Source organism: Pseudofrankia coriaricola (genome assembly GCF_032027725.1).
Lineage (GTDB): Bacteria > Actinomycetota > Actinomycetes > Frankiales > Frankiaceae > Pseudofrankia.
The window spans coordinates 67,752-90,334 of record NZ_JASNFO010000028.1 but is presented as its reverse complement, the minus strand read 5'-3'; the positions used below and the strand labels follow the sequence as shown (position 1 = coordinate 90,334).

The 22,583-nt window shown below is 72.0% G+C and carries 20 protein-coding genes and 1 pseudogene; 6 read left to right on the top strand and 15 right to left on the bottom strand.

Features of this window, described 5'->3' with window-relative positions:
* Positions 1 to 55 precede the first annotated feature (55 nt).
* The 3 genes from bioB to QOZ89_RS16305 all read right to left on the bottom strand — a co-directional run bounded on the left by bioB (position 56) and on the right by QOZ89_RS16305 (position 3,540).
* Positions 56 to 1,126 carry a biotin synthase BioB gene (bioB, locus tag QOZ89_RS16315; protein WP_397428789.1) on the bottom strand — a complete coding sequence of 357 codons (1,071 nt, stop codon included), beginning with the start codon at positions 1,124 to 1,126 and terminating at the stop codon, positions 56 to 58.
* Positions 1,127 to 1,549: 423 nt separating this feature from the next.
* On the bottom strand, positions 1,550 to 2,353 hold the full coding sequence (bioD, locus tag QOZ89_RS16310; protein ID WP_083418938.1) for a dethiobiotin synthase: 804 nt from the start codon (positions 2,351 to 2,353) through the stop codon (positions 1,550 to 1,552).
* On the bottom strand, positions 2,350 to 3,540 hold the full coding sequence (locus QOZ89_RS16305) for an 8-amino-7-oxononanoate synthase (RefSeq protein WP_397428785.1): 1,191 nt from the start codon (positions 3,538 to 3,540) through the stop codon (positions 2,350 to 2,352). Before QOZ89_RS16305 ends, bioD begins: the two co-directional genes overlap by 4 nt.
* A gap of 314 nt (positions 3,541 to 3,854) precedes the next feature.
* Here QOZ89_RS16305 and QOZ89_RS16300 point away from each other — a divergent pair, with 314 nt between their 5' ends.
* Positions 3,855 to 5,312: a sensor histidine kinase gene (locus QOZ89_RS16300; protein ID WP_198543324.1), complete on the top strand. Its 1,458-nt coding sequence runs from the start codon at positions 3,855 to 3,857 to the stop codon at positions 5,310 to 5,312.
* Between the two features lie 837 nt (positions 5,313 to 6,149).
* On the opposite strand, the gene QOZ89_RS16295 is transcribed toward QOZ89_RS16300, so the two are convergent.
* Entirely contained in the window at positions 6,150 to 6,395 is a 246-nt protein-coding gene (locus QOZ89_RS16295) for a WhiB family transcriptional regulator (RefSeq protein ID WP_007518532.1), read from the bottom strand.
* A gap of 688 nt (positions 6,396 to 7,083) precedes the next feature.
* Here QOZ89_RS16295 and QOZ89_RS16290 point away from each other — a divergent pair.
* Positions 7,084 to 7,809: a glycerophosphodiester phosphodiesterase gene (locus QOZ89_RS16290; protein WP_071049992.1), complete on the top strand. Its 726-nt coding sequence runs from the start codon at positions 7,084 to 7,086 to the stop codon at positions 7,807 to 7,809.
* A 557-nt stretch (positions 7,810 to 8,366) separates the two neighbouring features.
* Here the strand turns inward: QOZ89_RS16290 and QOZ89_RS16285 are convergent.
* The gene (locus QOZ89_RS16285) at positions 8,367 to 9,365 is read right to left on the bottom strand and encodes a diacylglycerol/lipid kinase family protein (protein ID WP_071049993.1); all 999 of its coding nucleotides are present in this window, start codon (positions 9,363 to 9,365) and stop codon (positions 8,367 to 8,369) included.
* A gap of 246 nt (positions 9,366 to 9,611) precedes the next feature.
* Here QOZ89_RS16285 and QOZ89_RS16280 point away from each other — a divergent pair, with 246 nt between their 5' ends.
* Positions 9,612 to 10,061 (top strand): hypothetical protein, encoded by a 450-nt coding sequence (locus QOZ89_RS16280; RefSeq protein ID WP_312624155.1) that lies wholly within the window; start codon positions 9,612 to 9,614, stop codon positions 10,059 to 10,061.
* Between the two features lie 238 nt (positions 10,062 to 10,299).
* Here the strand turns inward: QOZ89_RS16280 and QOZ89_RS16275 are convergent, their stop codons facing one another.
* The 4 genes from QOZ89_RS16275 to sodN all read right to left on the bottom strand — a co-directional run bounded on the left by QOZ89_RS16275 (position 10,300) and on the right by sodN (position 13,544).
* Positions 10,300 to 11,376 carry an RNA polymerase sigma factor SigF gene (locus QOZ89_RS16275; protein ID WP_083418941.1) on the bottom strand — a complete coding sequence of 359 codons (1,077 nt, stop codon included), beginning with the start codon at positions 11,374 to 11,376 and terminating at the stop codon, positions 10,300 to 10,302.
* On the bottom strand, positions 11,373 to 11,906 hold the full coding sequence (locus QOZ89_RS16270) for an ATP-binding protein (RefSeq protein ID WP_071049994.1): 534 nt from the start codon (positions 11,904 to 11,906) through the stop codon (positions 11,373 to 11,375). Before QOZ89_RS16270 ends, QOZ89_RS16275 begins: the two co-directional genes overlap by 4 nt.
* Positions 11,907 to 12,553: 647 nt before the next feature.
* Entirely contained in the window at positions 12,554 to 13,051 is a 498-nt protein-coding gene (locus QOZ89_RS16265) for a GNAT family N-acetyltransferase (RefSeq protein ID WP_071049995.1), read from the bottom strand.
* A gap of 94 nt (positions 13,052 to 13,145) precedes the next feature.
* Positions 13,146 to 13,544, bottom strand: a complete 399-nt coding sequence (sodN, locus tag QOZ89_RS16260) for a superoxide dismutase, Ni (RefSeq protein WP_071049996.1) — start codon at positions 13,542 to 13,544, stop codon at positions 13,146 to 13,148.
* A gap of 137 nt (positions 13,545 to 13,681) precedes the next feature.
* Here sodN and QOZ89_RS16255 point away from each other — a divergent pair.
* Positions 13,682 to 14,011, top strand: a pseudogene (locus QOZ89_RS16255) (S24/S26 family peptidase); the annotation flags it as partial.
* Here the strand turns inward: QOZ89_RS16255 and rfbC are convergent.
* From rfbC to QOZ89_RS16235, 4 genes are all read right to left on the bottom strand, one after another.
* Entirely contained in the window at positions 13,972 to 14,589 is a 618-nt protein-coding gene (gene rfbC, locus QOZ89_RS16250) for a dTDP-4-dehydrorhamnose 3,5-epimerase (RefSeq protein WP_071049998.1), read from the bottom strand. The pseudogene QOZ89_RS16255 and the gene rfbC overlap by 40 nt on opposite strands.
* A gap of 308 nt (positions 14,590 to 14,897) precedes the next feature.
* The gene (locus tag QOZ89_RS16245; RefSeq protein WP_116271596.1) at positions 14,898 to 15,650 is read right to left on the bottom strand and encodes an amino acid ABC transporter ATP-binding protein; all 753 of its coding nucleotides are present in this window, start codon (positions 15,648 to 15,650) and stop codon (positions 14,898 to 14,900) included.
* 38 nt (positions 15,651 to 15,688) lie between these two features.
* The gene (locus tag QOZ89_RS16240) at positions 15,689 to 16,672 is read right to left on the bottom strand and encodes an amino acid ABC transporter permease (protein ID WP_083418942.1); all 984 of its coding nucleotides are present in this window, start codon (positions 16,670 to 16,672) and stop codon (positions 15,689 to 15,691) included.
* On the bottom strand, positions 16,656 to 17,753 hold the full coding sequence (locus tag QOZ89_RS16235; RefSeq protein WP_241841877.1) for an ABC transporter substrate-binding protein: 1,098 nt from the start codon (positions 17,751 to 17,753) through the stop codon (positions 16,656 to 16,658). Before QOZ89_RS16235 ends, QOZ89_RS16240 begins: the two co-directional genes overlap by 17 nt.
* A gap of 594 nt (positions 17,754 to 18,347) precedes the next feature.
* On the opposite strand from QOZ89_RS16235, the gene QOZ89_RS16230 reads away from it, so the two are divergent.
* Entirely contained in the window at positions 18,348 to 19,589 is a 1,242-nt protein-coding gene (locus QOZ89_RS16230) for an NAD(P)-dependent malic enzyme (protein ID WP_071050000.1), read from the top strand.
* A gap of 41 nt (positions 19,590 to 19,630) precedes the next feature.
* On the opposite strand, the gene QOZ89_RS16225 is transcribed toward QOZ89_RS16230, so the two are convergent.
* On the bottom strand, positions 19,631 to 19,963 hold the full coding sequence (locus QOZ89_RS16225) for a hypothetical protein (RefSeq protein WP_071050001.1): 333 nt from the start codon (positions 19,961 to 19,963) through the stop codon (positions 19,631 to 19,633).
* 205 nt (positions 19,964 to 20,168) lie between these two features.
* On the opposite strand from QOZ89_RS16225, the gene QOZ89_RS16220 reads away from it, so the two are divergent.
* A complete protein-coding gene (locus QOZ89_RS16220) occupies positions 20,169 to 21,143 on the top strand; it encodes a zinc-binding dehydrogenase (RefSeq protein WP_071050054.1) in 975 nt (324 codons plus the stop codon).
* Here the strand turns inward: QOZ89_RS16220 and QOZ89_RS16215 are convergent.
* Positions 21,133 to 22,395: a serine/threonine-protein kinase gene (locus tag QOZ89_RS16215; RefSeq protein ID WP_071050002.1), complete on the bottom strand. Its 1,263-nt coding sequence runs from the start codon at positions 22,393 to 22,395 to the stop codon at positions 21,133 to 21,135. The genes QOZ89_RS16220 and QOZ89_RS16215 overlap by 11 nt on opposite strands.
* Between the last annotated feature and the right edge of the window lie 188 nt (positions 22,396 to 22,583).

Here is a 22,583-nt window from a genome sequence, read left to right as displayed (position 1 = left end):
TCTGGACACCGGTACAGCGCCTCGGGCTCGCTTCGCCGCCGCGCCGCCGCCGCCTCTACAGCGTCGCCTGCAGTGACTTGATCGGCATCGACAGGCGGTCGAGCATGGCGAGGTCGACGTCGGGGGACTGCCCGAGGGTCGTCAGGTAGTTGCCGACGATGACGGCGTTGATCCCGCCGAGCATGCCCTTGTCTGCCAGGTCGCCGAGGGTGATCTCCCGGCCGCCCGCGTAGCGCAGGATCGTGCGCGGCATCGCCAGGCGGAATGCCGCGATCGTGCGCAGCGCCTCGCGCGGCTCGACGGGGGGCAGGTCACCGAACGGCGTGCCCGGCCGCGGGTTGAGGAAGTTCAGCGGTACCTCGTCCGGTTCCAGCGCCGCGAGCTGCGCGGCGAGCTCCGCGCGCTGCGCGAGGCTCTCGCCGACGCCGATGATCGCGCCGCAGCACAGTTCCATCCCGGCCGCGCGGACCATCCGGCAGGTGTCGAGCCGCTCGTCCCAGCTGTGGGTGGTGACGACGTTCGGGAAGTGCGAGCGGGCCGTCTCGAGGTTGTGGTTGTAGCGATGCACGCCCATCGCGACCAGTTCGTCGACCTGCTCCTGGGTGAGCATCCCCAGCGAGCAGGCGACGTTGATGTCGACGGCGGCGCGGATCGCCGCCACGCCCTCGCGGACCTGGGTCATCAGCCGGGTGTCCGGCCCGCGTACCGCCGCGACGATGCAGAACTCGGTCGCGCCGGTCGCGGCGGTCGCCTTGGCGGCCTCGACCAGGCTCGGCACGTCCAGCCAGGCAGAGCGGACCGGCGATTCGAACTTGCCGGACTGCGAGCAGAAGTGGCAGTCCTCCGGGCAGCCACCCGTCTTGAGGCTGACGATGCCCTCCACCTCGACCTCGGGGCCGCACCAGCGCATCCGCACCTCGTGCGCGAGCGCGAGCAGCTCCGGCAGCGCCTCGTCCGCCAGCTCGAGCACGGCCAGCACCTGCCGCTCGTCCAGGCCCCGGCCCTCGAGAAGGACCTGCTGGCGGGCGGTGGCGAGCAGTCCGGCGGCGTCCGCCGGCAGGACAGCCGGACTGATGGTGGTCACGGGTGGGGTCACTTCGTTCGCTCCAGCCGCCGAAACCGGCATCGGGGACAGTGGCGTCATCATCGAGTCCATGGCCGAAGGGCGCGCGACGATGGCGAAGCCTCGCGCGCCCGGAGGCGCTTTCTAGCGTTCATGGCCGAAGGGCACGCGACGATGGCGAAGCCTCGCGCGCCCGGAGGCGCTTTCTAGCGTTCATGGCCGAAGGGCACGCGACAGCGGCGAAGCCGCGCGCGCCTGAAGGCCCATTCCTAGCATCAGAGCCGTCGGGTGAGCGGGCATCGCCGCGTTCGTCACCACACGCCCGCTCATTGTCGAACTCAGGCCGCCCGCGGCGCGCGCCTGACGGACGTGGTATCTGGCACGTCGCCGCGGCGAGCCCTACCGTTCCGTGCTTCCGGTCTGGCCCCTCCGTGGCGTCGCCGGAGTCTGTTCCAGACCCAAGGCGTCCGGAGCTCCGGCAGGCCGTCACGAGGCCCGCGACGGGTCGCTGAGCGAGCCGGATGCCAAACGCGTGGCCGCCGAGCCCGGCCAGCCCGCGGACCGGGGCAGGGATGGGGGGCTGTGCAGGGCGCGGAAGGCGGCGGGGTCGAACGTCCCACCGAGGGACGGGGCTAGCGACCGTCGGGCGAGCTCGCGGAACCCCACACGGTCGAGCAGGCCCGCCCCGGCCGGGAGCACACCGGCGAGCGGCCGGCCGGCGACCGTCTCCAGATCGGCGAGGTTGGCTCGTTCGGCGAGGCCCGGGTCCGCCGGCCAGCTGCCGATGACCACACCGGCCGGTTCCAGGCCGCGGTGCGCCAGCGCCTCCAGCGTGAGTGCGGTGTCGTTCAAGGTGCCCAGTGCCGGCCGGGTGACCACGAGCACCGGCGCCCGGAGCAGCCGGGCCAGGTCGGCGAGCGTACGGCCGTCGTCGTCGTAGCGGACCAGCAGCCCGCCCGCCCCTTCTACGAGCACGAGCCGGTGATCGGCCGCCAGCCTGGTCACCGTGTCAGCCGCGGCAACCAGGTCGAGGGGGGGAAGCCCCGCGCGCCGGGCCGCGGTCGCCGGAGCGAGCGGCTCCGGGTAGCGGGCGAGCTCGTGCACCTCGCTGACGCCCGTCAGGTCGCGGACCAGGTCGGCGTCGCCGAGCTCGCCCGGCCCGACGCCGGTCTGCGCCGGCTTGACCACCGTCACCGGTGCGCCCCGGCCGCGTGCCAACGCCGCCACCGCCGCCGTGACGACGGTCTTGCCAACCTCCGTACCCGTACCGGTGACGACGAGGATGCTCATGTCCCGGTCTCCGGCCTGACGGCGCCGTCGGCGGCGCGCAGTGCCCCGGCGAGCGCGCTCGCGAACAGGGCCACGTCGTCGTCGGTGAGGTCGGCGCGCGCGGACAGCCGCAGCCGGCTGGTCCCCGGCGGCACCGTCGGAGGACGGAAACAGCCGACGGCCACGCCCCGCTCCCGACAGGCCGCGGCGGCCGCGACCGCCCGCTCGGGCGCGCCGAGCACGACGGAGACCACGGCCGCGGCGGGCGCTGGCGCGCCGGCGAGACGTGCCAGCTCCGCCGCCCTGGCCCGGCTGCGGGTGGCCAGGCCGGGGTCGGCCGCCAGGAGCCGCAGGGCACCTAGCGCGGCGCCGGCCGCCGCGGGCGCGAGGCCGGTGTCGAAGATGAAGGTGCGGGACGTGTCGATCAGGTGGTCGCGTACCTCGACCGGCCCCAGCACGGCGCCGCCCTGGCTGCCCAGGGACTTGGACATGGTGACGGTGGCTATGACGTCCGGCTCACCGGCGAGGCCGGTAGCGGCGGCCGCGCCCCGCCCGCCGGGGCCGACGACGCCGAGGGCATGCGCCTCGTCCAGCAGCAGCACCGCGCCGTGACGGCGGGCGGCCTGGTGCAGCTCGGCCAGGGGCGCGAGGTCACCGTCGGCGGAGAAGACCGAGTCGGTGACGACGAGAGCCCGCCGGTACCGCCGGTGCGTCAGGGCGCCGTCGACGGCGGCGACGTCCAGGTGCGGCACGATCGCGACGTCGGCGCGGGACAGCCGGCAGGCGTCGACGATCGAGGCGTGGTTTCGCTCGTCGGAGACGATCAGGTCGCCCGCCCCGACGAGCGCGGTGACGACGCCGAGGTTCGCGGCGTATCCGGAGGCGAAGACCAGGGCCGCCGCGAACCCGGTGTGCGCGGCGAGCGCGTCCTCCAGCTCGGCGTGCAGCGCCGTCGACCCGGTCACCAGCCTGCTGCCGGTGGAGCCGGCACCCCAGATCCGCAGCGCCTCGACACCGGCCTCGATCACGGCCGGGTGCCTGGAGAGGCCCAGGTAGTCGTTGCCAGCCAGGTCGACGCGCACCTGGTCGTCCAGCGCGGGCCGGGGCCGTACCGACCGGCGCAGCCCGGCCTCGCGTCGGGCCCGCGCGTTCGCGTCCAGCCAGGCGAGTGGGGCGGGCGGGGCGGAAAGTCGCTGGTCCACGGTCACGTCGCGACTGTATGACGGCGTTCTGGCTACGGCCCTTGGCGCTGTGAGCCAGGAATCGCCTGGCGCGCTTGTACGGCTGCCCCATGTGGAGCGCTGGTTGCGGGCCAGGGCCGGCCGTGGGCCACGCTGCTTGGGCCGTTTGGCTCGGAGGCTCTGGTTCGCCTGGCATGTACTGCCTCGGACGCGCTGTGGGCCTGGGGGCAGGCCGCGCGCCCAGGCACCAGGCGGAGGCGGACAGGGGCCCTCGGGGCACCGAGATTGTTCAGGAGGCAGCTTCGTCTGGCAGTCTGCCTGCCGTGGGAACCCTGGCCGACATGCTGCGCGCGAGCACCGACCTGAACGACGACGACATCGACCAGCTACACGCGCTCGTCGCCGACTGGGCGTTGCTGGCCGATCTCTCCTTCGCGGACCTGCTCCTGCTGGTTCCCAGCCGTACCTCGAGCCAGCGGGCGGCCAAGGTCGGGCACGCGGAGTTCCTCGTCGTCGCCCAGGTGCGCCCGACCACTGGCCCGACGGCGTATCACAACGACGAGGTCGGCAGCGTCGTCATCAATCGCTGGGTGGTACGCAACGCGTGGCGAGAGCACCGGATCGCCCGGGAGGGCGAGCCCGAGTGGGACGGCGGCGTTCCGGTGCGGACCGAGGCCATCCCGGTCCGGCACGGTAACCGGGTGATCGCCGTGCTTGCCCGGGACACCAACCTCGCGACCACCCGCACCCCGAGCGCGCTGGAGTCCGCCTACCTGCAGTGCGCCAACAACCTGGCCCTGATGGTCGCTGAGGGGCTGTTCCCGTTCCGGGGCAGCTCCGCCGAGCTCCCGGAAGCGCCTCGGGTGGGCGACGGGATGGTCCGCCTCGACGGCGCTGGCAAGGTCATCTTCGCGAGCCCGAACGCGCTGTCGGCCTACCGCCGGCTCGGCTACACCGGCAACGTCACCGGTGAGGACCTGCGTTCGGTGCACCGGGCGCTCAGCCTGCCGGCGACCACTCCCGCGGTGTGGCACGCGATCGGCCGGCGCCGGCCCGTGGAGGTCGAGCTCGCGGTCGGTAGCACTGTGGTGCTGCTGCGCGCGATTCCGTTGTTCCCCGGGCAGACCAGGGAGGTCCTGGTCCTGGTGCGCGACGTCTCCGAGCTGCGCCGCCGGGAGGCGCAGCTGCTGAGCAAGGACGCCACCATCCGGGAGATCCACCACCGGGTGAAGAACAACCTGCAGACGGTGGCGGCGCTGCTGCGGCTGCAGATGCGCCGCACGAAGGTCGACGAGGCCAGGGACGCGCTGCGGGAGTCGGTCCGCAGGGTGACGTCGATCGCGCTGGTGCACGAGACGCTCTCGCAGACGTTGGGGGAGTCGGTCCCGTTCGACGAGATCGCCGACCAGATCACCTCCGTCACGGTCGACCTCGCGACCACCGGGACGCGGGCGACGACACGGCGGGTCGGCTCGTTCGGCATGCTCTCGGGTGCGCTCGCCACGCCGTTGGCCCTTGTCCTCTCCGAGATTTTGCAGAATGCTGTCGAACATGCGTTCGATGGTTCGGCGGGCTCGATCGAGATCCGGGTACGGCGCACGGCCAGCCGGCTCGATGTCGTGGTCGCCGACGACGGCGCAGGCCTGCCGGACGACTTCCAGCTGGAGCATTCGCCGCGCCTCGGCCTGCAGATCGTCCGTCAGCTCGTGCTCGGGGAGATGCAGGGCACCATCCGCCTGCAGGCGGGCGCCGAGCGGGGGACCGAGGCGTTGCTCTCGATCCCACTTTCTTCAGGTTGAGTGTTTGGGGCGCTGGAAGGCGGGTATTACCGGACTCGTGGAGTGTGCCCTCAGTGAGCGCCCATCGAGCGCTCACGCTGCGTCTCACTTCATGCCGGTTGAGGTGACGCCCCGCTCTCGGGGCGCCGAGTCGACTCCGGCCACCGGTCAGCACGCCCTGACCCCAGCCGGAACCGCGGCCGTCCAGGCCGCCCCCCGCAACGCAGCTCTTGCGTCGGGCCGTAGGCACGCCAACTCGGGCTCGGTTACCGGTCAGCGCGACTTGGCCACCACCGTGCCCGCGGCCGTCCAGGCCGCCTCCCGCAACGCAGCTCTTGCGTCGGGCCGTAGGCACGCCAACTCGGGCTCGGTCACCGGTCAGCGCGACTCGGCCACAGCCGGAACCGCGGCCGTCCAGGCCGCCCCACGCAACGCAACCGTCGCACCGACCCTGACGAGCGCCAAGTCGGAAGCGTCCGCCAGCCCCGGACCAAGGCCCTCGAGTTTTTGGGCCGTCCAGGCCCCAAAAACAGCATCGGCCGTTCCGTCCATGGCGCGCCAGCCGGAGGCGGCGGCCATACGGACAGAACGGCCGAGAGTGCCGTGGTCGGAGGCGCACCGACTGGGCGCGCTCCGTGACATGGGCACGGATGCAACTATCGCTGAGCCACGCGTCGCGTCGGCCAGCGATTTCTGCGATATATGGCCAGGTAGTGGCGTTGTTGGCCGCTGGCCCGCGGACCCGTGCGTCGAGAGTCGCACGAACTCACGGGGAGGGATGACCCCTCAGACGCAGCTGGTGTGCGATCCCGGCGCGCAGTGGACCGATCACCGGTCCTCGGCCGGAGGCACCGCCGGTCAGGCGGTGCGGACTCGCAGCACCTGCCGCTTCAGGGCGCGCCGTTCGTCCTCGCTCAGGCCACCCCAGACGCCAGCGTCCTGGCCGGTCTCCAGTGCCCAGTTCAGGCAGTCGGAGGTCACGGCACAGCGTCGGCATACGGCTTTGGCTTCGTCGATCTGGCGCTCAGCAGGCCCGGTGGTCCCGATTGGGAAGAAAAGCTCGGGGTCCTCGTCACGGCAGAGCGCTCTGTGGCGCCAGTCCATGCGTCCTACTCCCTCTGTCGTAGCGGGCGACTCTGCACAAGAGACGCTCGACTGACTCCTAGGGTTGCGTCACGAGACGTGACCACGCGGCGAGCCCCGTTCTCGTCGCGACCCCGGGTGTCGTCTAGTCAACTGCGTGCAGGAGTGCGCCCGGGTGTATGTGGTCCATCCACCTCGGACATTCGCCACCCTCCCACCGGAACCGGCAGGGGCGCAAGAACCTGCAACCGCGTTCACACCATCTCTGGCCTGCACTTGTCCGTTAAGGACACGGACGGACCACGATCGGCTGCGCTCCGGATGACTAGTCCGGGCTGTCTGGATGCCTGGTGGCCATGGGCAGTTGGCTCCATCAGCCGGGTCTTGTCCGGATAGTCCGACCAGGCCATGCCCTGTCACCCGCCGATCCACCATGCCAACTAGGCATCCCGCCCGCTGCGCCGGGCCGCGGTACCGAGGTGGCCTCCGGTGACCCAGCCGGCCTCGTCGGGCCGCGCCAGCGCCCGTCCTGCTCCGCGCTCATTTCCTGTGCGGTGCCCGCGTCAGGCCGGGCGGCCGAGGGGCGTGCGGGCGGGCGCGGTGGCGAGGTGTGGCGGTCTCCACCGATCTGCCTACTGAGCAGAAACGGCGCGTCCGGTGCAGGATGGCTCCGGGACATGGTCTGGTGGCGGATCGCTGGGGAGGCCGCATGGAGGTACTGGGGCATCGCGGCAGCCGGAGCCCCGGGCCCGAGAATACGGCCGCGGCGGTCGACGCGGCGTTAGCGGCCGGGGCGGACGGGATCGAGATCGACATCCGGCGCACCGCCGACGGCGATCTCGTCTGCGTCCACGACGCGCGGCTGCCCCGGCTCGGGGGCCGGGCGGTGATCCGTCGGCCCACCGCCGACTTGGCGGCCAGGGGCATACCGACGCTGCATGATGTGCTGGACGCCTGGAGCGGCCGGGGACGGATCATCATAGAGATCAAGAACCAGCCCGGCCAGCCGGATTTCGATGCCCCCCGCGAGCGGTCCGCGCAGGCGCTGGTCGAGCTGCTGCGCGCCCGCGGGCTGACCGGGCCCGGTGCCGGGGTGACCGTGTCGTCGTTCGACTGGTTCGCGATCGAGCAGGTGCGAGGCAGCGGCGTGGGGGTGCGTACGGCGTTCCTGACCATGCCGAGGATGTCGGTGAGCGGCGGCCTGTCCTACGTGCGCTCCGCCGGGCACGCCGAACTGCATGCCCACACCTCGGCTGTGCTCGCCGCCGCCGACGCGGCCGAACGTGCCCGCGCGGCTGGGATCCGGCTGGTCACCTGGACCGTGACCAACGAGCGGGCGGCGCTGCGCCTGCGCGACGCGGGCGTCGACGGCATCATCTGCGACGACCCGGCCGGCGCCGTCCGCGCCCTGCGCCCCGCCCCACCGTCGCCCTGACCGCAAGCTCGTGACAACCCCGGGTCGGGGACTGGACTGAGGTCGGCCGGGGTTGGGCGGGAAGGTTGTCATGGTTCGCTCCGTGCGGGCGGCGCGCTCCGGCCCCGTACTCGCTTCGCTCCCACGGGACCTCCGCGCGCCGTCCTCCTGCGCTCACGGGCGCTGCGGCGACCTCCGCTGCGGCCCAACCACGTTCGCTTCGCTCCGTGGCCGGGCCTCCGCGGAGGCACGCCTCCGCGCCAGCACGGTGACCTTGCGTTGGGACGTCACCAACCCGAGACCACGGCGTTCGTATGGGCACTTCGCTTCGCTCGTGGGACGGTCTTCGCGCCTGATGGGTATGGATTGCTCGACTCGTCACCGTGTTAGGCGCTCCACGAGCGCAGCGAAGTGGCCCGACGGATGGGCATGCTTCGGATGGGTGACGTTCAGCGGCGGGCGACCGTGCGGCGCGGAGGCGCGCCTCGCGGAGGAGGACGGCGCGCGGAGGTCCCGTGGGAGCGAAGCGAGTACGGGGCCGGAGCGCGCCGCCCGCACGGAGCGAACCAGAAATACAGCTATACAGCCGCGATCACACGCAGGGCCTGGGGGTGGGCGGTCAGCTCGACCTCGGCGTGCTCGCCGAGGTACTCGCCGTCCATCTGGAAGGGGGCGGTGGGTGCCGCGGTCATCCGGATCCTGGTCAGGTCGTGCTCGAGGACCACGTTGCGGCCGTGCGGGCCACGGTCGCCGGCGAGCATCTGCCCGGTGGTGCGCAGCAGGCTCGACAGGCGCGCCCTGCGCAGCCCCAGCAGGTCCAGGCCGGTGTCGAACGACGCCTCAGGGCAGGCGCGAACCGGCATGCCGCCCAGATAGGTCCACGGGACCGCGTTGCAGACGATGGCGACCGTCACCTCGCGGTCCGGCGTGGCCGCGCTCTCCTCAGCGCCGTCCTGGGTCTCCGCGGCGGTCCTGGGTATCTCCGGCCCCGCCTCGAGCTCGAGGTTGATGCCTACCCGGTCGCGGCCGATGCCGCGGCCGTACCGCGCCACCGCGCTGCGAAGGAACAGCCCGGCGCTGTTCGGCCGCCCGCCCGAGCGCCTGCGCTCGACCCTGCCGACGACCTCGGCGTCCAGCCCCATCCCCGCGCAGAACGTGAACCAGCGTGCCTCGCCGGCCCAGCGGGCATGGCCGAGGCCGACCAGTCGGGTCCTGCCGTCGCGCAGGTTGGCCAGCAGTTCCCCGGTCGCCTCGACGGGGGACGCGGAGTAGCCGAGCGCTCTGGCGAACACGTTGGTGCTGCCGCCGGGAACGACGGCGAGCGCCGGCGCGTCCGGCCTCGGCCCGCCGTGGAGAAGGCCGTTGACGACCTCGTTCACCGTGCCGTCGCCACCGAGGGCGATGACCACGTCGACACCGGTCTCGGACGCACGCTGGCCGAGCTCGGCCGCGTGCCCGCGTCCCTTGGTGATGACGGTCTCGACGGCGACGTCGGCGGACAGGGCCGTGACGAGGACGTCGCGGACCCGTTCCGTGGTCGTCGTCGCGGCGGGATTGACGACCAGGAGCCCTCGCATGCTCACCACGGTAGTACCCTGCCGCTTTCCGGCGCCGGCATGCGGAATGTCTCACAATGACAGCGAAGTATCGGAATGTCGCCAAGGCGTGAAACGGAGCGTGCTGTTGCTTGATAGACGCGTCTGCGTCACCTGGTGGCAACGGAGCGGCAGAACCGTCGTTCTGCCCTCGCCTCACACCATGCGGACCGGCCGCGGGGCATGTGAGCGGAATCGGCCTGGGGGCGGCGCCGTAAGGTCAACGCCATGGGAAGTGGCGAGACGCCGGGTGCTCGACCGGGAGCCTGGGCACGCGAGACAGCGACCGCGCTGGCGGCGGCTCCGCCCGCGCTGACGGTGGCCGCGGCGCTGGTAGCGGCCGAGGGCCTGCTGCTCGTGGGCCTGGGCGCTTTCCAGGTCATACGGGGCTTCGGGAACGGCATTGACGACCTTGCTCGCGCGGAGTTCGGTGGTGTGCTGTCGCTCGGGTGCGGACTCGTGGTGTTGGTACTCGCCCGCACGCTCGTGGTCAACCGCGCCGCGACGAAGTCCCCGGTCATCGTCATCCAGCTGCTGTGTGTGCCGGTCGGCGCCGCGATGATCCAGAATGGTCTCTACGCCTATGGCATCCCGCTGCTGGTGGTCGCCGTGGCGGTCCTTCTCGCTCTGGCGGTCGCAGGGCTGCGCCGCTCCTCCGACCGCGACCCCAAGGCCTGAGCCCGCAAGGCCCTGAACACGGGCTGGCGGGAGCGTCCGGGACCTCCCAGCAGACCTCCCAGCAGACCTCCCAGATCGCTCCGCGATCCGGCAGGGACCCCGGCTCCGCGATCCGGCAGGGACCCCGGCTCCGCGATCCGGCAGGGACCCCGGCTCCGCGATCCGGCAGGGACCCCGGCTCCGCGATCCGGCAGGGACCCCGGCTCCGCGATCCGGCAGGAACCCCGGCGCGCTGGCCCTAACCGTCCTCGAGGAGACCGCGGCGCAGCTGGGCCAGGGTGCGCGCGAGCAGGCGCGAGACGTGCATCTGGGAGATCCCCAGCTCCGTGGCGATCTGGGACTGGGTCATGTTCCCGAAGAAACGCAGTAGCAGAATGCGCTTCTCGCGCGGCGGAAGCTTCTCCAGCAGTGGCTTGAGCGACTCGCGGTACTCCACGCCCTCCAGGGACTCGTCCTGGACGCCGAGCGTGTCCGCGACGGCCGGCGACTCGTCGTCGCCGGAGTCGGGTGCGTCGAGCGAGACAGCCGAGTACGCGTTGGCCGACTCTAGCCCTTCGAGCACCTCCTCCTCGCTCATCTCGAGGTGGGCGGCGATCTCGGCGACCGTCGGTGACCGGCCGAGCGACTGGGACAGCTCCGAGGTCGCCTTCGTCAGCGACAGCTTGAGCTCCTGCAGCCGCCGCGGAACCCGGATCGCCCAGCCCTTGTCCCGGAAGTGCCGCTTGATCTCGCCGACGATGGTCGGCGTCGCGTAGGTCGAGAACTCGACGCCGCGCTCCGGGTCGAACCGGTCGACCGACTTGATCAGGCCGATGGTGGCGACCTGGACGAGGTCGTCCAGCGGCTCGCCGCGGTTGCGGAACCGGCGGGCGAGGTACTCGACGAGCGGCAGGTGCATCCGGACCAGCTGGTCACGGATCTGCGATCGCTCGCTGTCCCCTTCGGGCAGCTCGGCCAGCCGGGCGAACAACACGCGCGCGTGCGCCCGGTCGGGGGAGCTGGTCCGGTCCGGCGTGTGCTCGTCCCGCTCCGGGGCTTCGGGTGTCTCGCCCTTGGGCTCGTCCACGCCGGGCCGCTCGGTTCCGGTGTCGGTCACGGCATCCTCGGGCTTGAGGTCGTCCTCACCGGCCCTGGGCGGCGTCTGGCTCGCCAGCATGGCCGTCTCGGCGTCGCCGCGGGGAGGCTGGGGCCGCGGAGGCCGCGCGCTCGCGGACTCGGGCGGGTCGGCAAGCGCCTCGTCCGGCCCGCCGGCGCGCTGGCTCAGGGCCGGCACCCGGTCGCGCGGGGTGGTCGGGGTACGTCCTGGCGACGTCATGACGTTCCCACGGCACCGAGCTTCGCACCCTGGCCAAGCTCGGTCGATTCGGCGCTGCGGCTGCGCACGTGGCCCGCCGGCGGCTCGCCGAGGTCGGCGCGGGCGCCCTGTCGTTTCGCCAGCTCGATGGTCACCCGCTGACCGGGGCCGGTCGAGCTGGACACCTCACCGGCGAGTGCGTCCAGAACGGTCCAGGCGAAGGTGTCCTTCGACGGCGGTTCGCCGTCCAGGCTGTCCACCGAGACTGTGACCCGCATCACGCCAGGCGAGAGCGCGAACACGCACTCCAGCGCCGAGCCGGGCACGGCCGACACCAGGAGCAGCGCGGAGGCCTCGTCCACGGCGATCCGCAGGTCCTCGATGTCGTCGAGGGTGAAATCCAGCCGGGCGGCGAGGGATGCCGTCGCGGTGCGCAGGACCGTCAGGTACGCGCTCGCGGCCGGGAGGGTGAGCTGCACGACATCGCGCAGCCCGCCACCGTGGACACCGCCGGAGCTCACCGTGCCGCCGGCCGAAGGCGTCGGATCCACGTTCTACCCCCAGTGACTACGTCGTTCCAACGGCGGGCCTCGCCGTTGGTGGTGGTTGTTGTCCGGTCGCGTCGAGGCTCCCGGGTAGAACCGCCCGCCTACATCATCCGGCTTCGATGCCGGCTCGTCGCGGCGGGCATCCGGCTGTCGACTGCCGGCCACCGCCCGGTCAACCCACGACCGCGCCAGCGTGGCCCCGGGTCATGGTGGTCATCGATGGCGTATCCAGCATGCCGCCTCCCCGGCACACGCCACCGACGGCCCATGAGAGCCCCGCACCTGGCGCCGCCCCCGTCCGAGCGGCGGGAGCCCCGGGGAGCGGTTCTCGGGCCTGTCGTGGGCCCGCGGGGCACCAACCAGGACCAGGCGGGCGCGCAGCGCCGCGTGCCGAACCACCACGGCCGCGCTCGACGCCCGACTCCGTGCCGCTCGCCGTCCCCACGGTACCCAGCGTTGCCCCGGTGGCGCAGGTCGGGTGATCGGAAGTGTTTGGCACCTTGCCAGCCCGGGTGGTGAGCCTGGTGTGTGATTCCGGACCCCGTTTATAAAAAGGCGTCCAGGTGCGGGAGTGTTCCCCGGCCGCGGCCAGGGGCTGCCTGATGGCCTCCGGGGGCGCGAGGCTTCGCCATTTTCGCGCCCCCTTTGGCCTATGCGCTCCCGGTGAGGGCGGCGAGGGCGTCGGCGTCGAGCCGCCAGGTCGTCCAGCCCTGCTGGGGAGCGGCACCGAGCGATCGGTAGAAGTCGTGCGCGGAGGTGTTCCAGTCCAGCACGTCCCACTCCAGTCGCGGGTGGCCGCGGTCGCGCGCCATGGCCGCCAGCGCGACGAGCAGGGCCCGGCCATGGCCGGCGCGACGGTGTTCCGGCGTGACGAACAGGTCGACGAGGAATGTCCCCGTGCGTCCCGTCCAGGTAGAGAACGTCTCGTGGTAGATCGCGAACCCCACTACCGGTGCCCTACCGGCGGCGAGGTCCGGGCCGTCCGCCGTGGCCACGAGTGCCGCCGCCTTCGGCGGGTCCCCGAAGAGCGCCTCGGTGAGGTCGGGCTCGGTCATCCTCACCGCGTCCGGCTCCCGCTCGTACTCCGCGAGCGCCCGCACCAGCTCCAGCACGACCGGCACGTCATCCGGCTCGGCCGAACGAATCACTGACCTGCCTCCACTTCCGGGAGCTCGCCCCAAACAGACGTCGCCGGCCTCCGGTCGAATGACCGGAGGCCGGCGACATGGTCGCGCCCCAGGATCAGGCCGCGGCCTTGGTCTCCCAGAAGATCTTCGCGATCTCATCGATCTTGTCGAGCAGCTTCTGGCCGTCCGCCGGGTCTACCGAGGCCTTCGCGCCGGCGGCGCCGGCGGCCTTGGTGGCCTGCCAGAACAGGTCATGCAGCTGCGGGTACTTCTCCAGGTGGTTTGGCTTGAAGTAGTCGGTCCACAGCACCCAGAGGTGGTGCTTGACCAGGTCGGCGCGCTCCTCCTTGATGGACAGTGCCCGGGAGCGGAACACCGGGTCCTCGTTCCCCTGGTACTTCTCCTGGATCGCCTTGACCGACTGGGCCTCGACTCGGGCCTGCGCCGGGTCGTAGACGCCGCAGGGCAGGTCGCAGTGCGCGCTCACCCGGGTGGTGGGGTGCAGCAGGCTCATGCCGCCGTCCTTCCTCGCACGTTCGTCCGTCGGGGGCACGGGCGGCGCCTCGGCGCGAGACAGACCGTTTACCCGTCCGCCGCGGTGGCGTCGTACGGGGGGCGGCGGCCCGTGTCCCCACCTTCTGGCAACCTACCCTTGTGCGGCCTTCGGTTCCCGTGAGGGCGGTCTCCGTTCGCGGCGCGTCGATGGCGCCGACACTGCGTGACGGCGACGCCTGCCTGGTCTGGTGGGGCCGCGAGCCCCGCCCGGGTGATGTGGTCGTCGCCCGGCTGCCCGCGGGCCGCGGGCTCGGCGTGAAACGCGTCGCCTTCGGCGACGAGGACGGCGGCTGGTGGCTGCGCTCGGACAACGTGGGCGTCGGCACCGACAGCGCCGCCTTCGGCATGATCGCCACCGGCGACGTGCTCGGCCGGGTGGTGCTGCGCTACTGGCCCCGGCCGGCCTGGTTCCGCAGGTCGGCGTAGAAGGCCAGACAGTCGGCGTACCGGGGCAGCAGCCCGGCGGCGTCCGCCTCCTTCAGGGTCGGCGCGACAGCGTCCTTGTCGGACAGCAGCGGGGTCAGGTCGGCCGGCCAGGGCAGGCCAAGATCGGGGTCCAGCGGGTGCACGCCATGCTCGCGTCCCGGGCTGTACGAGGTGGAGCACAGGTAGGAGACCTGCGCGCCGTCGGTGAGGGCGACGAACGCGTGCCCCAGGCCCTCGGAGAGGTAGAGCCCCTTGCGGTCCACGTCGTCGAGGACGACCGCGTCCCATCGGCCGAACGTCGGCGAGCCGGAGCGGATGTCCACCACGCAGTCCAGCACCCGCCCGGACACACATGTGACGTATTTCGCCTGGCTGGGCGGCACATCCGCGTAGTGCACGCCGCGCAGCGTCCCCGCCCTGCTGACGCTGTGGTTGGCCTGGGCGAGCCGGAGCGGGTGGCCGACGGCCTTCTCCAGCGCCTCGACGCGGAACCATTCGAGGAAGGTGCCGCGGCCGTCGGTGTGCTGGCGGGGGGTGAAGACCCACGCGTCCGGTACGGACAGTTCGGTGACATCCACGCCTGCGGACCGTACCGGTTCAGCCGCCGGTCCGTACGCAGTCTCCCCGCCGACCCCACCACGGTGTGACTCCGTAGGCACGGCACCCCCCTCAGCCCGCGCCGAACCCGCTCAGACCCCAGCGTTCAGGTCAAAATAGTGTCCTTCCCGTGACAATCCGGAGCGCACCCCCGCACGAGCGAAGCGAAGTGCCCCCGCGCCAGCCCTGCCCCGGGTCCTGCACGCTCCGGCGGCGGGTGACCGTGCTGGGCGCCTCCGCGCCAGCACGGTTGCGTTGCGCTGGAACGTCACCAGCCCGACGCTGCTGGTCACAGCACCTTGGACAGGAAGGACCTGGTCCGCTCGTGCTGGGGGTCGACCAGCACCTGGCCGGGCGGGCCGCTCTCGACGACGACACCGCCGTCCATGAAGACGACGGTGTCGGCCACCTCGCGGGCGAAGCCCATCTCGTGGGTGACGACGACCATCGTCATGCCGTCCGCCGCGAGCCCCCGCATGATGTCGAGCACCTCGCCGACGAGCTCGGGGTCGAGTGCCGAGGTCGGCTCGTCGAACAGCATCAGCTTGGGCCGCATCGCCAGTGCCCTGGCGATCGCGACCCGCTGCTGCTGCCCGCCTGAGAGCTGGGACGGGTAGGCCTCGCATCGGTTCCCGAGACCAACCCGGTCCAGCAGGGCACGGGCGCGCTTCTCGACCTCGGAGCGTTTCTCCCGACGCACCCGCAAGGGCGCCTCCATGATGTTCTCCAGCGCCGTCATGTGGGCGAACAGGTTGAAGCGCTGGAAGACCATGCCGATGTCGGCGCGGCGCCGGCAGACCTCGCGCTCGCGCAGCTCGTGCAGCCGGCCGCGGTGTTCCCGGTAGCCGACCAGGTCGCCGTCCACCCACAGCCGGCCCGAGTCGATCTTCTCCAGGTGGTTGATGCAGCGCAGCATGGTCGTCTTGCCCGAGCCCGAGGGCCCGATCAGGCAGAGCACCTCGCCGGGCTCGACCCGCAGGTCGATCCCGCGGAGCACCTCGTTGTGGCCGAAGGAGCGGCGGATGCTCTCGGCGAGCACCATCGGCGTGCCGTTCTCCGCCTCGGCCGGGATCTCGCTGGTCACGTGACCACCCCGCTCTGGTCGCGGCGCATCGGACGGCTGGGACCCACCCTGTTGCGGCCAGCCGGGTCGTAGTGCCGTTCCAGGAAGTACTGGCCGACGCTGAGCACCGACGTGACCGCCAGGTACCAGATCGCGGCGACCATCAGCAGCGGGATGGTCTGGAAGTTGCGGCTGTAGATGATCTGGGCGGCGTAGAGCAGCTCGGTGTAGGCGATGACGCTGACGAGCGACGTCGTCTTGAGCATCGAGATGGTCTCGTTGCCGGTCGGCGGGATGATCACCCGCATCGCCTGCGGCAGCACGATCCGGCGCATCGTCTGCGCCTGGTTCATGCCGAGCGCCTGCGAGGCCTCGGCCTGGCCGGTGTCGACGGCGCCGACGCCGGCGCGCACGATCTCGGCCATGTACGCCGCCTCGTTGAGCCCGAGGCCGAGGACGGCCGCGCCCAGCAGCGGGATGAGCGTGTTCGACTCGGCGGAGGCGAACTCGGGGCCGAACGGGACGCCGATCGACAGCCTCGGGTAAAGCGCGCCGATCGATGCCCAGAACAGAATCTGGATCATCACCGGCGTACCGCGGAAGAACCACGTGTACAGCCAGGAGGCCGAGCGCAGGACCGGGTTCGGCGACAGCCGCAGGATGGCGAGCAGCACTCCGCCGACCACGCCGATGGCCATCGCGTAGAGCGTCAGGAAGAGCGTCGCCCACAGGCCGCGCAGTATCTGCTCGGAGAACAGGTACTTCCAGACGATGTCCCAGTGGAAGGCCTCGTTGGTGACCAGGGCGTGCACCAGCATCGCGGCGAGGAGGGCGAGGACGGCGACGCCCACCCAGCGTCCCGGGTGGCGGACCGGAACCGCCTTGATCACATCGGCCGTCGACGCGCCGGCGCCGGCCGCCCCGGTCACCGGGGCGGCCGGTGAGCCGGGGGCCTGCGCCCCCGGCTCACCGCCTGGCGCCTTGTCAGCTGAGAGCGCCATTGATCTTCGGGTCCGTGATGGCGCCCTCCTGCACGCCCCACTTCTCCAGCGTCTTCTGGTACGAGCCGTCCGCCATGACCGCCTTCAGCGCCGCCAGCAGCGGCTCGGCGAGGCCCGAGTTCTTCGGCACCGCGATGCCGTACGGAGCCGTGCCGTAGGGCGTGCCAACCAGCTTGAGCTTGCCCTCGGACAGCTTCACCTGGTAGTCGGCGACCGGCGAGTCGGCCATCGACACCTGCGCCCGGCCGGCGGTCAGCGCCAGGTTCGCCTGGTTCTGGTCCGGATAGGCCTGGACGGTCACGCCCGGCTTGCCGGCGCTCTTGCACTTCGTGTCCTGCGCGGTGGCGTCGTCGGCCTGGACGGTGCCCGTCTCGACGGCGACGGTCAGGCCGCAGAGGTCGTCCAGCCCGGTCAGGGTGGCCGGCTTGGCGGCGCTGGTGAAGAACGAGGTGCCGGCCGAGTAGTACGTGACGAAGTCGACGACCTGCTCGCGCTCCTTGGTGTCGGTGAACGACGAGATGCCGATGTCGTACTTGGCGGCGGCGAGCCCCGGGATGATGTCCTCGAAGCCGGCGTTCTCGACCTCGACCTTGACACCGAGCGCGGCGCCGAGGGCCTTGATCAGGTCGACATCCATGCCGATCACGGTCTTGCCGTCCGTGTCGAAGAACTCGTTCGGCGCGTAGGACGCGTCCGAGGCCACCTTGAGGGTGCCGCCCGCGTACTTGGCGGGCAGCGTGGCCGCGACGGAGGGATTCGCGGAGGGCGCCGCCGTCGTGCCGCCACCGTCCGACGAGTCGTCGCCACCGCCACAGGCGGCGAGGACGGCGAGCAGGCCGGCCGCCGCGGTCGCGGCCACCGCCCTGCGCGCGGCCCGGCGGCCCACGCCGCCGCCCATGATCCGGTGTGTTCGAAGGCGCATGCCGATCCTCTCCAGTTCCAGCCAGTTCCCGGTGCGGACGGCCCCACCGCCCTGGCCCAGGCTGGCGGTCGGCTCGCGGGCAGGTGAGCACACGCTCATCGGCTGCCCGGCCAGCAGACCCCTGGCTGGCTGGTTGGCGCTGGATGCACCCCCCGTCACGACGCGCGGCCCGGGGTCCCTGCCGGACCGCGAAGCCGGGGTTCCTGCCGGATCGCGAATCGATCTGGGAGGTCGGCTGGGAGGTTCGGGTTGCCCGTTCCGTATGTCCGTACTCGGGTGGGCAGGCGACAACGGCGGCGCACGTCCTGGGCCTTCACCCAAGCGTGGTTACGTGTCAGTAGTGCTACATGCATGCTTCGGCAACGTTGCAAGACATTTCGACCAGATGTCGTCGGTGTGATCGTCATGTGTAGTCGAACGATTGCATCTGGCCGACCGCCCGCCGCATACCGGCGCTGACGTGCAATATTTGAAGGTGCCCCGGGCGACCCCCGGTCCTACCCCCGCCGGCTCACCCGCTTGCCGCCGGGGTTCCCGCTGGTCCGCGCGGCAGACTGGCGGGTGAGCCGCTCAGGTCATCTCCTCGCGGCTGAGAGCTCCGCCCACGGGGACGGCCCGCCGGCCCCGGACGCCGGGCTGTGCCCGGCATCACCTCTCACGATGGGCGACCCCCGGACCACCGCAGACAACAGCCCCTCGACGACCCCGGGCCGTACGTAGGCAGCCGGGCCGCCCGTACCCAGGAGCACTTCCGTGACAGCGACCGCAGACCACCCGATCCTCGACCAGTCCTCCAGTGCCGTCGCGGGCGCCATGCCCGTTCCCGTGAGCCCGCGGGTGTCCGACGACGACCCGGTGTTCGCGCTGCACCGCGGCGGGAAGATCGCGCTCGAAGTGACGTCGCCACTGGCGAACGCCGACGACCTCTCCCTCGCCTACACGCCCGGCGTCGCCCGGGTGTGCCTGGCGATCGAGGAGACGCCGGCCCTCGCCGAGGACTACACCTGGCGCGGCAACCTGGTCGCCGTGGTCACCGACGGCACCGCCGTGCTCGGCCTCGGTGACATCGGCCCGGCCGCCGCCATGCCCGTCATGGAGGGCAAGGCGGCCCTGTTCAAGCACTTCGCCCGTGTCGACGCGGTGCCGATCTGCCTGGACACCAAGGACGCCGATGAGATCATCGACACGGTCGCCCGGATGGCGCCGAGCTTCGGCGGGATCAACCTCGAGGACATCTCCGCGCCCCGCTGCTTCGAGATCGAGCGGCGCCTGCAGGCGCGTCTCGACATCCCGGTCTTCCACGACGACCAGCACGGCACCGCCATCGTCGCGCTCGCCGCGCTGGAGAACGCCGCCCGGGTGACCGGCCGGCAGCTGTCGGACCTGCGGGTTGTCGTGTCGGGCGCGGGTGCTTCCGGCATCGCGGTGACCCGCATCATTCTCGCCGCCGGCATCGGCGACATCGCGGTCGGCGACCGTAAGGGGATCATCTACGCCGACCGGGGCGACCTCACGTCGGTCAAGGCGGACATCGCGGCCGTCACCAACCGGACCGGGCTGACGGGTTCGATCAACGACGCGCTGGCCGGGGCAGACGTCTTCATCGGCCTGTCCTCGGGCACCGTCCCCGAGGAGGCGGTCGCGACCATGGCGCCGGGCTCGATCATCTTCGCGATGGCCAACCCCGACCCGGAGGTCCAGCCGGAGGTCGCCCGCAAGTACGCGAGCATCGTCGCCACCGGCCGGAGCGACTTCCCGAACCAGATCAACAACGTGCTCGCCTTCCCCGGTGTCTTCAGGGGCGCGCTGGACGTGCGGGCGAGCCGGGTCACCGAGGGCATGAAGCTCGCGGCGGCCCGCGCGCTCGCCGACGTCATCGCCGACGAGCTCGCGCCGGACCACATCATCCCGAGCCCGTTCGACACCCGCGTCGCCCCGGCGGTCGCCGCCGCGGTCGCGGCCGCGGCCAAGGCGGACGGCGTCGCCCGCCGGTAAGGCGGAGGCGCGTTAGGCAGGGCGCGCGGCGCCCTGCCTAACTAACGCCTGCCGCAGCCCGGGCAGGGCGCCTTCGCGGTGACCTCCTCGATCGGGCGCAACGTCCCGCAGCTTTTGTAGGAACAGGCCACGAAGTCGGTCGGGGTCACGGTGATCACCGGGCGGCCGTCCTCGGTGAACGTCAGCGTCGGCGGCTCCGGGTCGAGCACCAGCCGGCGGCGGCGCCAGCGTGGCCCGCGCGTCGACCGTTCCCGTCCGGGCGCCGCCGCGGGCTCGGATGCCGCGGGCTGCGCGGCGGCCTGGGGCTGTGTAGCGGCCGGCGCCGCCTCGGCGGGCTCGGCCGTCAGCGGGCGCGCCGCGCGGGTCGGTGGCATGGACGGCTGAGCTGTCGGGAGGCCCGCGTCCACGGGACCGGTCGGGGGCCACGTCGGTTCAAGAGCCACCATGATGACGAGTCCAGCACATCCGGCGACAGACCGCGACCCAGCCTCCCCCCATCGACCGGTACTGGACACCAGCTGTCCTGTTGACCCGGGACTTCCGGTGGCGTCGCCTGACTCGGCGCCCTACGGTTTGTCCGTGCTTGCCGCCGCCGCAGTGACGATCAACCCGTCCGACCCGCTGGCCGGTCTGGCCGTGGGAGAGCAGCCGGAGCCGGCCGTGCCGGACGGCTGGGAGACCGTCTCGGTGCGGGCCGCCGCTCTCAACCACCATGACCTGTTCAGCCTGCGCGGCGTCGGCCTGCCTGCCGAGCGCCTGCCGATGATCCTGGGCTGCGACGGCGCGGGCGTGACGGCCGACGGCACCGAGGTCATCGTCCACGCGGTGATCGGCGATCCCGCGGCCGGCGGCGGTGACGAGACCCTGGACCCGAAGCGAACGCTGCTTTCGGAGCTGCACCCCGGCACGCTGGCCGAGCGGGTCGCGGTACCCACCCGCAACCTCGTGCCCAAGCCCGCGTCGCTCTCCTGGGCGGAGGCGGCCTGCCTGCCGACGGCCTGGCTCACCGCCTACCGGATGGTCTTCACCAAGTCAGGGCTGTCCGCCGGGGGCGGCGGCACGCTGCTCATCCAGGGCGCGGGCGGCGGCGTCGCCACGGCCGCGTTGCTGCTCGCCAAGGCCGCCGGCCACACCGTCTTCGTCACCTCTCGCGACGAGACCAAGCGCAAGCGGGCGCTGCAGCTGGGTGCCGACGCCGCGGTCGAGTCGGGTGCCCGGCTGCCGGCCAGGGCCGACGCGGTCATCGAGACCGTCGGCGCGGCCACCTGGAGCCACTCGCTGAAGTCGCTGCGCCCGGGTGGCATCGTCGTCTGCTCCGGCGCGACCAGCGGCCCGAACCCGCCGGCCGAGCTGAACCGGGTGTTCTTCCTACAGCTCAACATCGTCGGCTCGACGATGGGCACCCGTGACGAACTGGCCGCCCTCGTCGACTTCCTCGACCGCACGGGCGTGCGGCCGCTGATCGACGACGTCCGCCCCCTGGCCGACGCCCGCGCCTCCTTCGAGCGCATGGCCCAGGGCGAGATCTTCGGCAAGCTCGTCCTCACCGTCTGAGCGCGGACGGCCGGATCAGGACGGTGCCGAAGGCGACCGCCCAGGAGCCGAAGAACACGGTGATGACGGCCGCGGCCGAGTAGCCCCACCAGGGGAGGCCAGCGAGGCTCGCGGCCGGCCACGGAGCGAGCGCGAGCACCACGGTGGCGGCCAGCAGGAACCCGCCGACCGCTCGGTCGAGCGCGGACCGGTCGGACCGGGCGAGGCCGGCCGGGCCAAGCCCGGATGGCCGCGCCCGCGGCCCCGTCGCCGTGACCGGCTCGGTACTGGGTCCCCCCGTCGGGCCGACCTGCTCCGCCCCGTGTCCGGGCGACGTGGCGGCCGTGCCCGGTATGCCCAGAAGGCCCGGCCCAGCCTGGGGGCCCGATGGTGACGAACCCGTCAGGCCGGCCACCGGCGCCCGCGCGGCGGCGGCTGGCGCCTGCTCCGCGGCGACGGCGGTGAAGGCGGCGGCGGCCTCGTCCGCTGTGATCCGGCCGGCGAGGTCCTTCACCAGCAGCCCCAACACGGCATCCACCAAACGATCCGGGCCGGCCGGGCGGGTGGGAACGTGGTGGAGCACCGCCTCGATCGTCGCCGCCTCGGTCGACCGGCTGAAGGGGGATGCGCCGGTCAGGGCGAAGTAGAGCGTGGCACCGAGCGAGAACAGGTCGCCGGCCGGTTTCCCCCGCACGCCGGCGAACTGCTCCGGCGCGATGTAGGCGAGAGTGCCCACCGGGCCGCCGGCAATCGTCGGCTGCCCGTCGTGGGACGCCACTCCGAAATCGGCCAGTACCACGCGGCCTCCGTCGCCGATCAGAATGTTCGCCGGCTTGACGTCCCGGTGGGTGATACCCAGGCCATGCGCCGCGACGAGCGCGGCGAGCACCGCCACTCCGATGGTCGCGACCCTCTCCGGCGGCAGCGGGCCGGTCGCGCGCACCAGCTGCGCGAGTGACCTCGACTCGACGAGTTCCATGACGATCCATGGCAGGCCACCATCCGAGACGACGTCGAGCACCGTGACGACATGCGGATGATCTCGCAGCTTCGCGACGATGCGAGCCTCACGTTCGACCCGGGTGAACGCTAGGTGGTCGTCGGCGTCGCCAGCCGAGTTGTCCAGCCGCAGTTCCTTGACGGCGACCTGTACCTCCAGAACGCCGTCGAACGCCCGCCACACGGTGCCATGCGTGCCGGAACCAAGCTTTTCGAGCAGCCGGTACCGGCCGGCCACCACGCGGCCGCCCGACCCGTCGACGTCAGCGGTCACGGTCTGCTTCGCCCCCTTAGTTCCGCCGTTCGACGGCCCAGCCCGAGCACCCACCGCATCCCGTGAACTCGCCGGATGCCGATCCGGGCTCCTGTCGGGAATGCAAAGCTGACAATAGGCTAGAGACTGCGTGGATATTGGACAGTTCGAGGCAATTATGCTGGGATCGGAAGGCGAACACGCTGGCG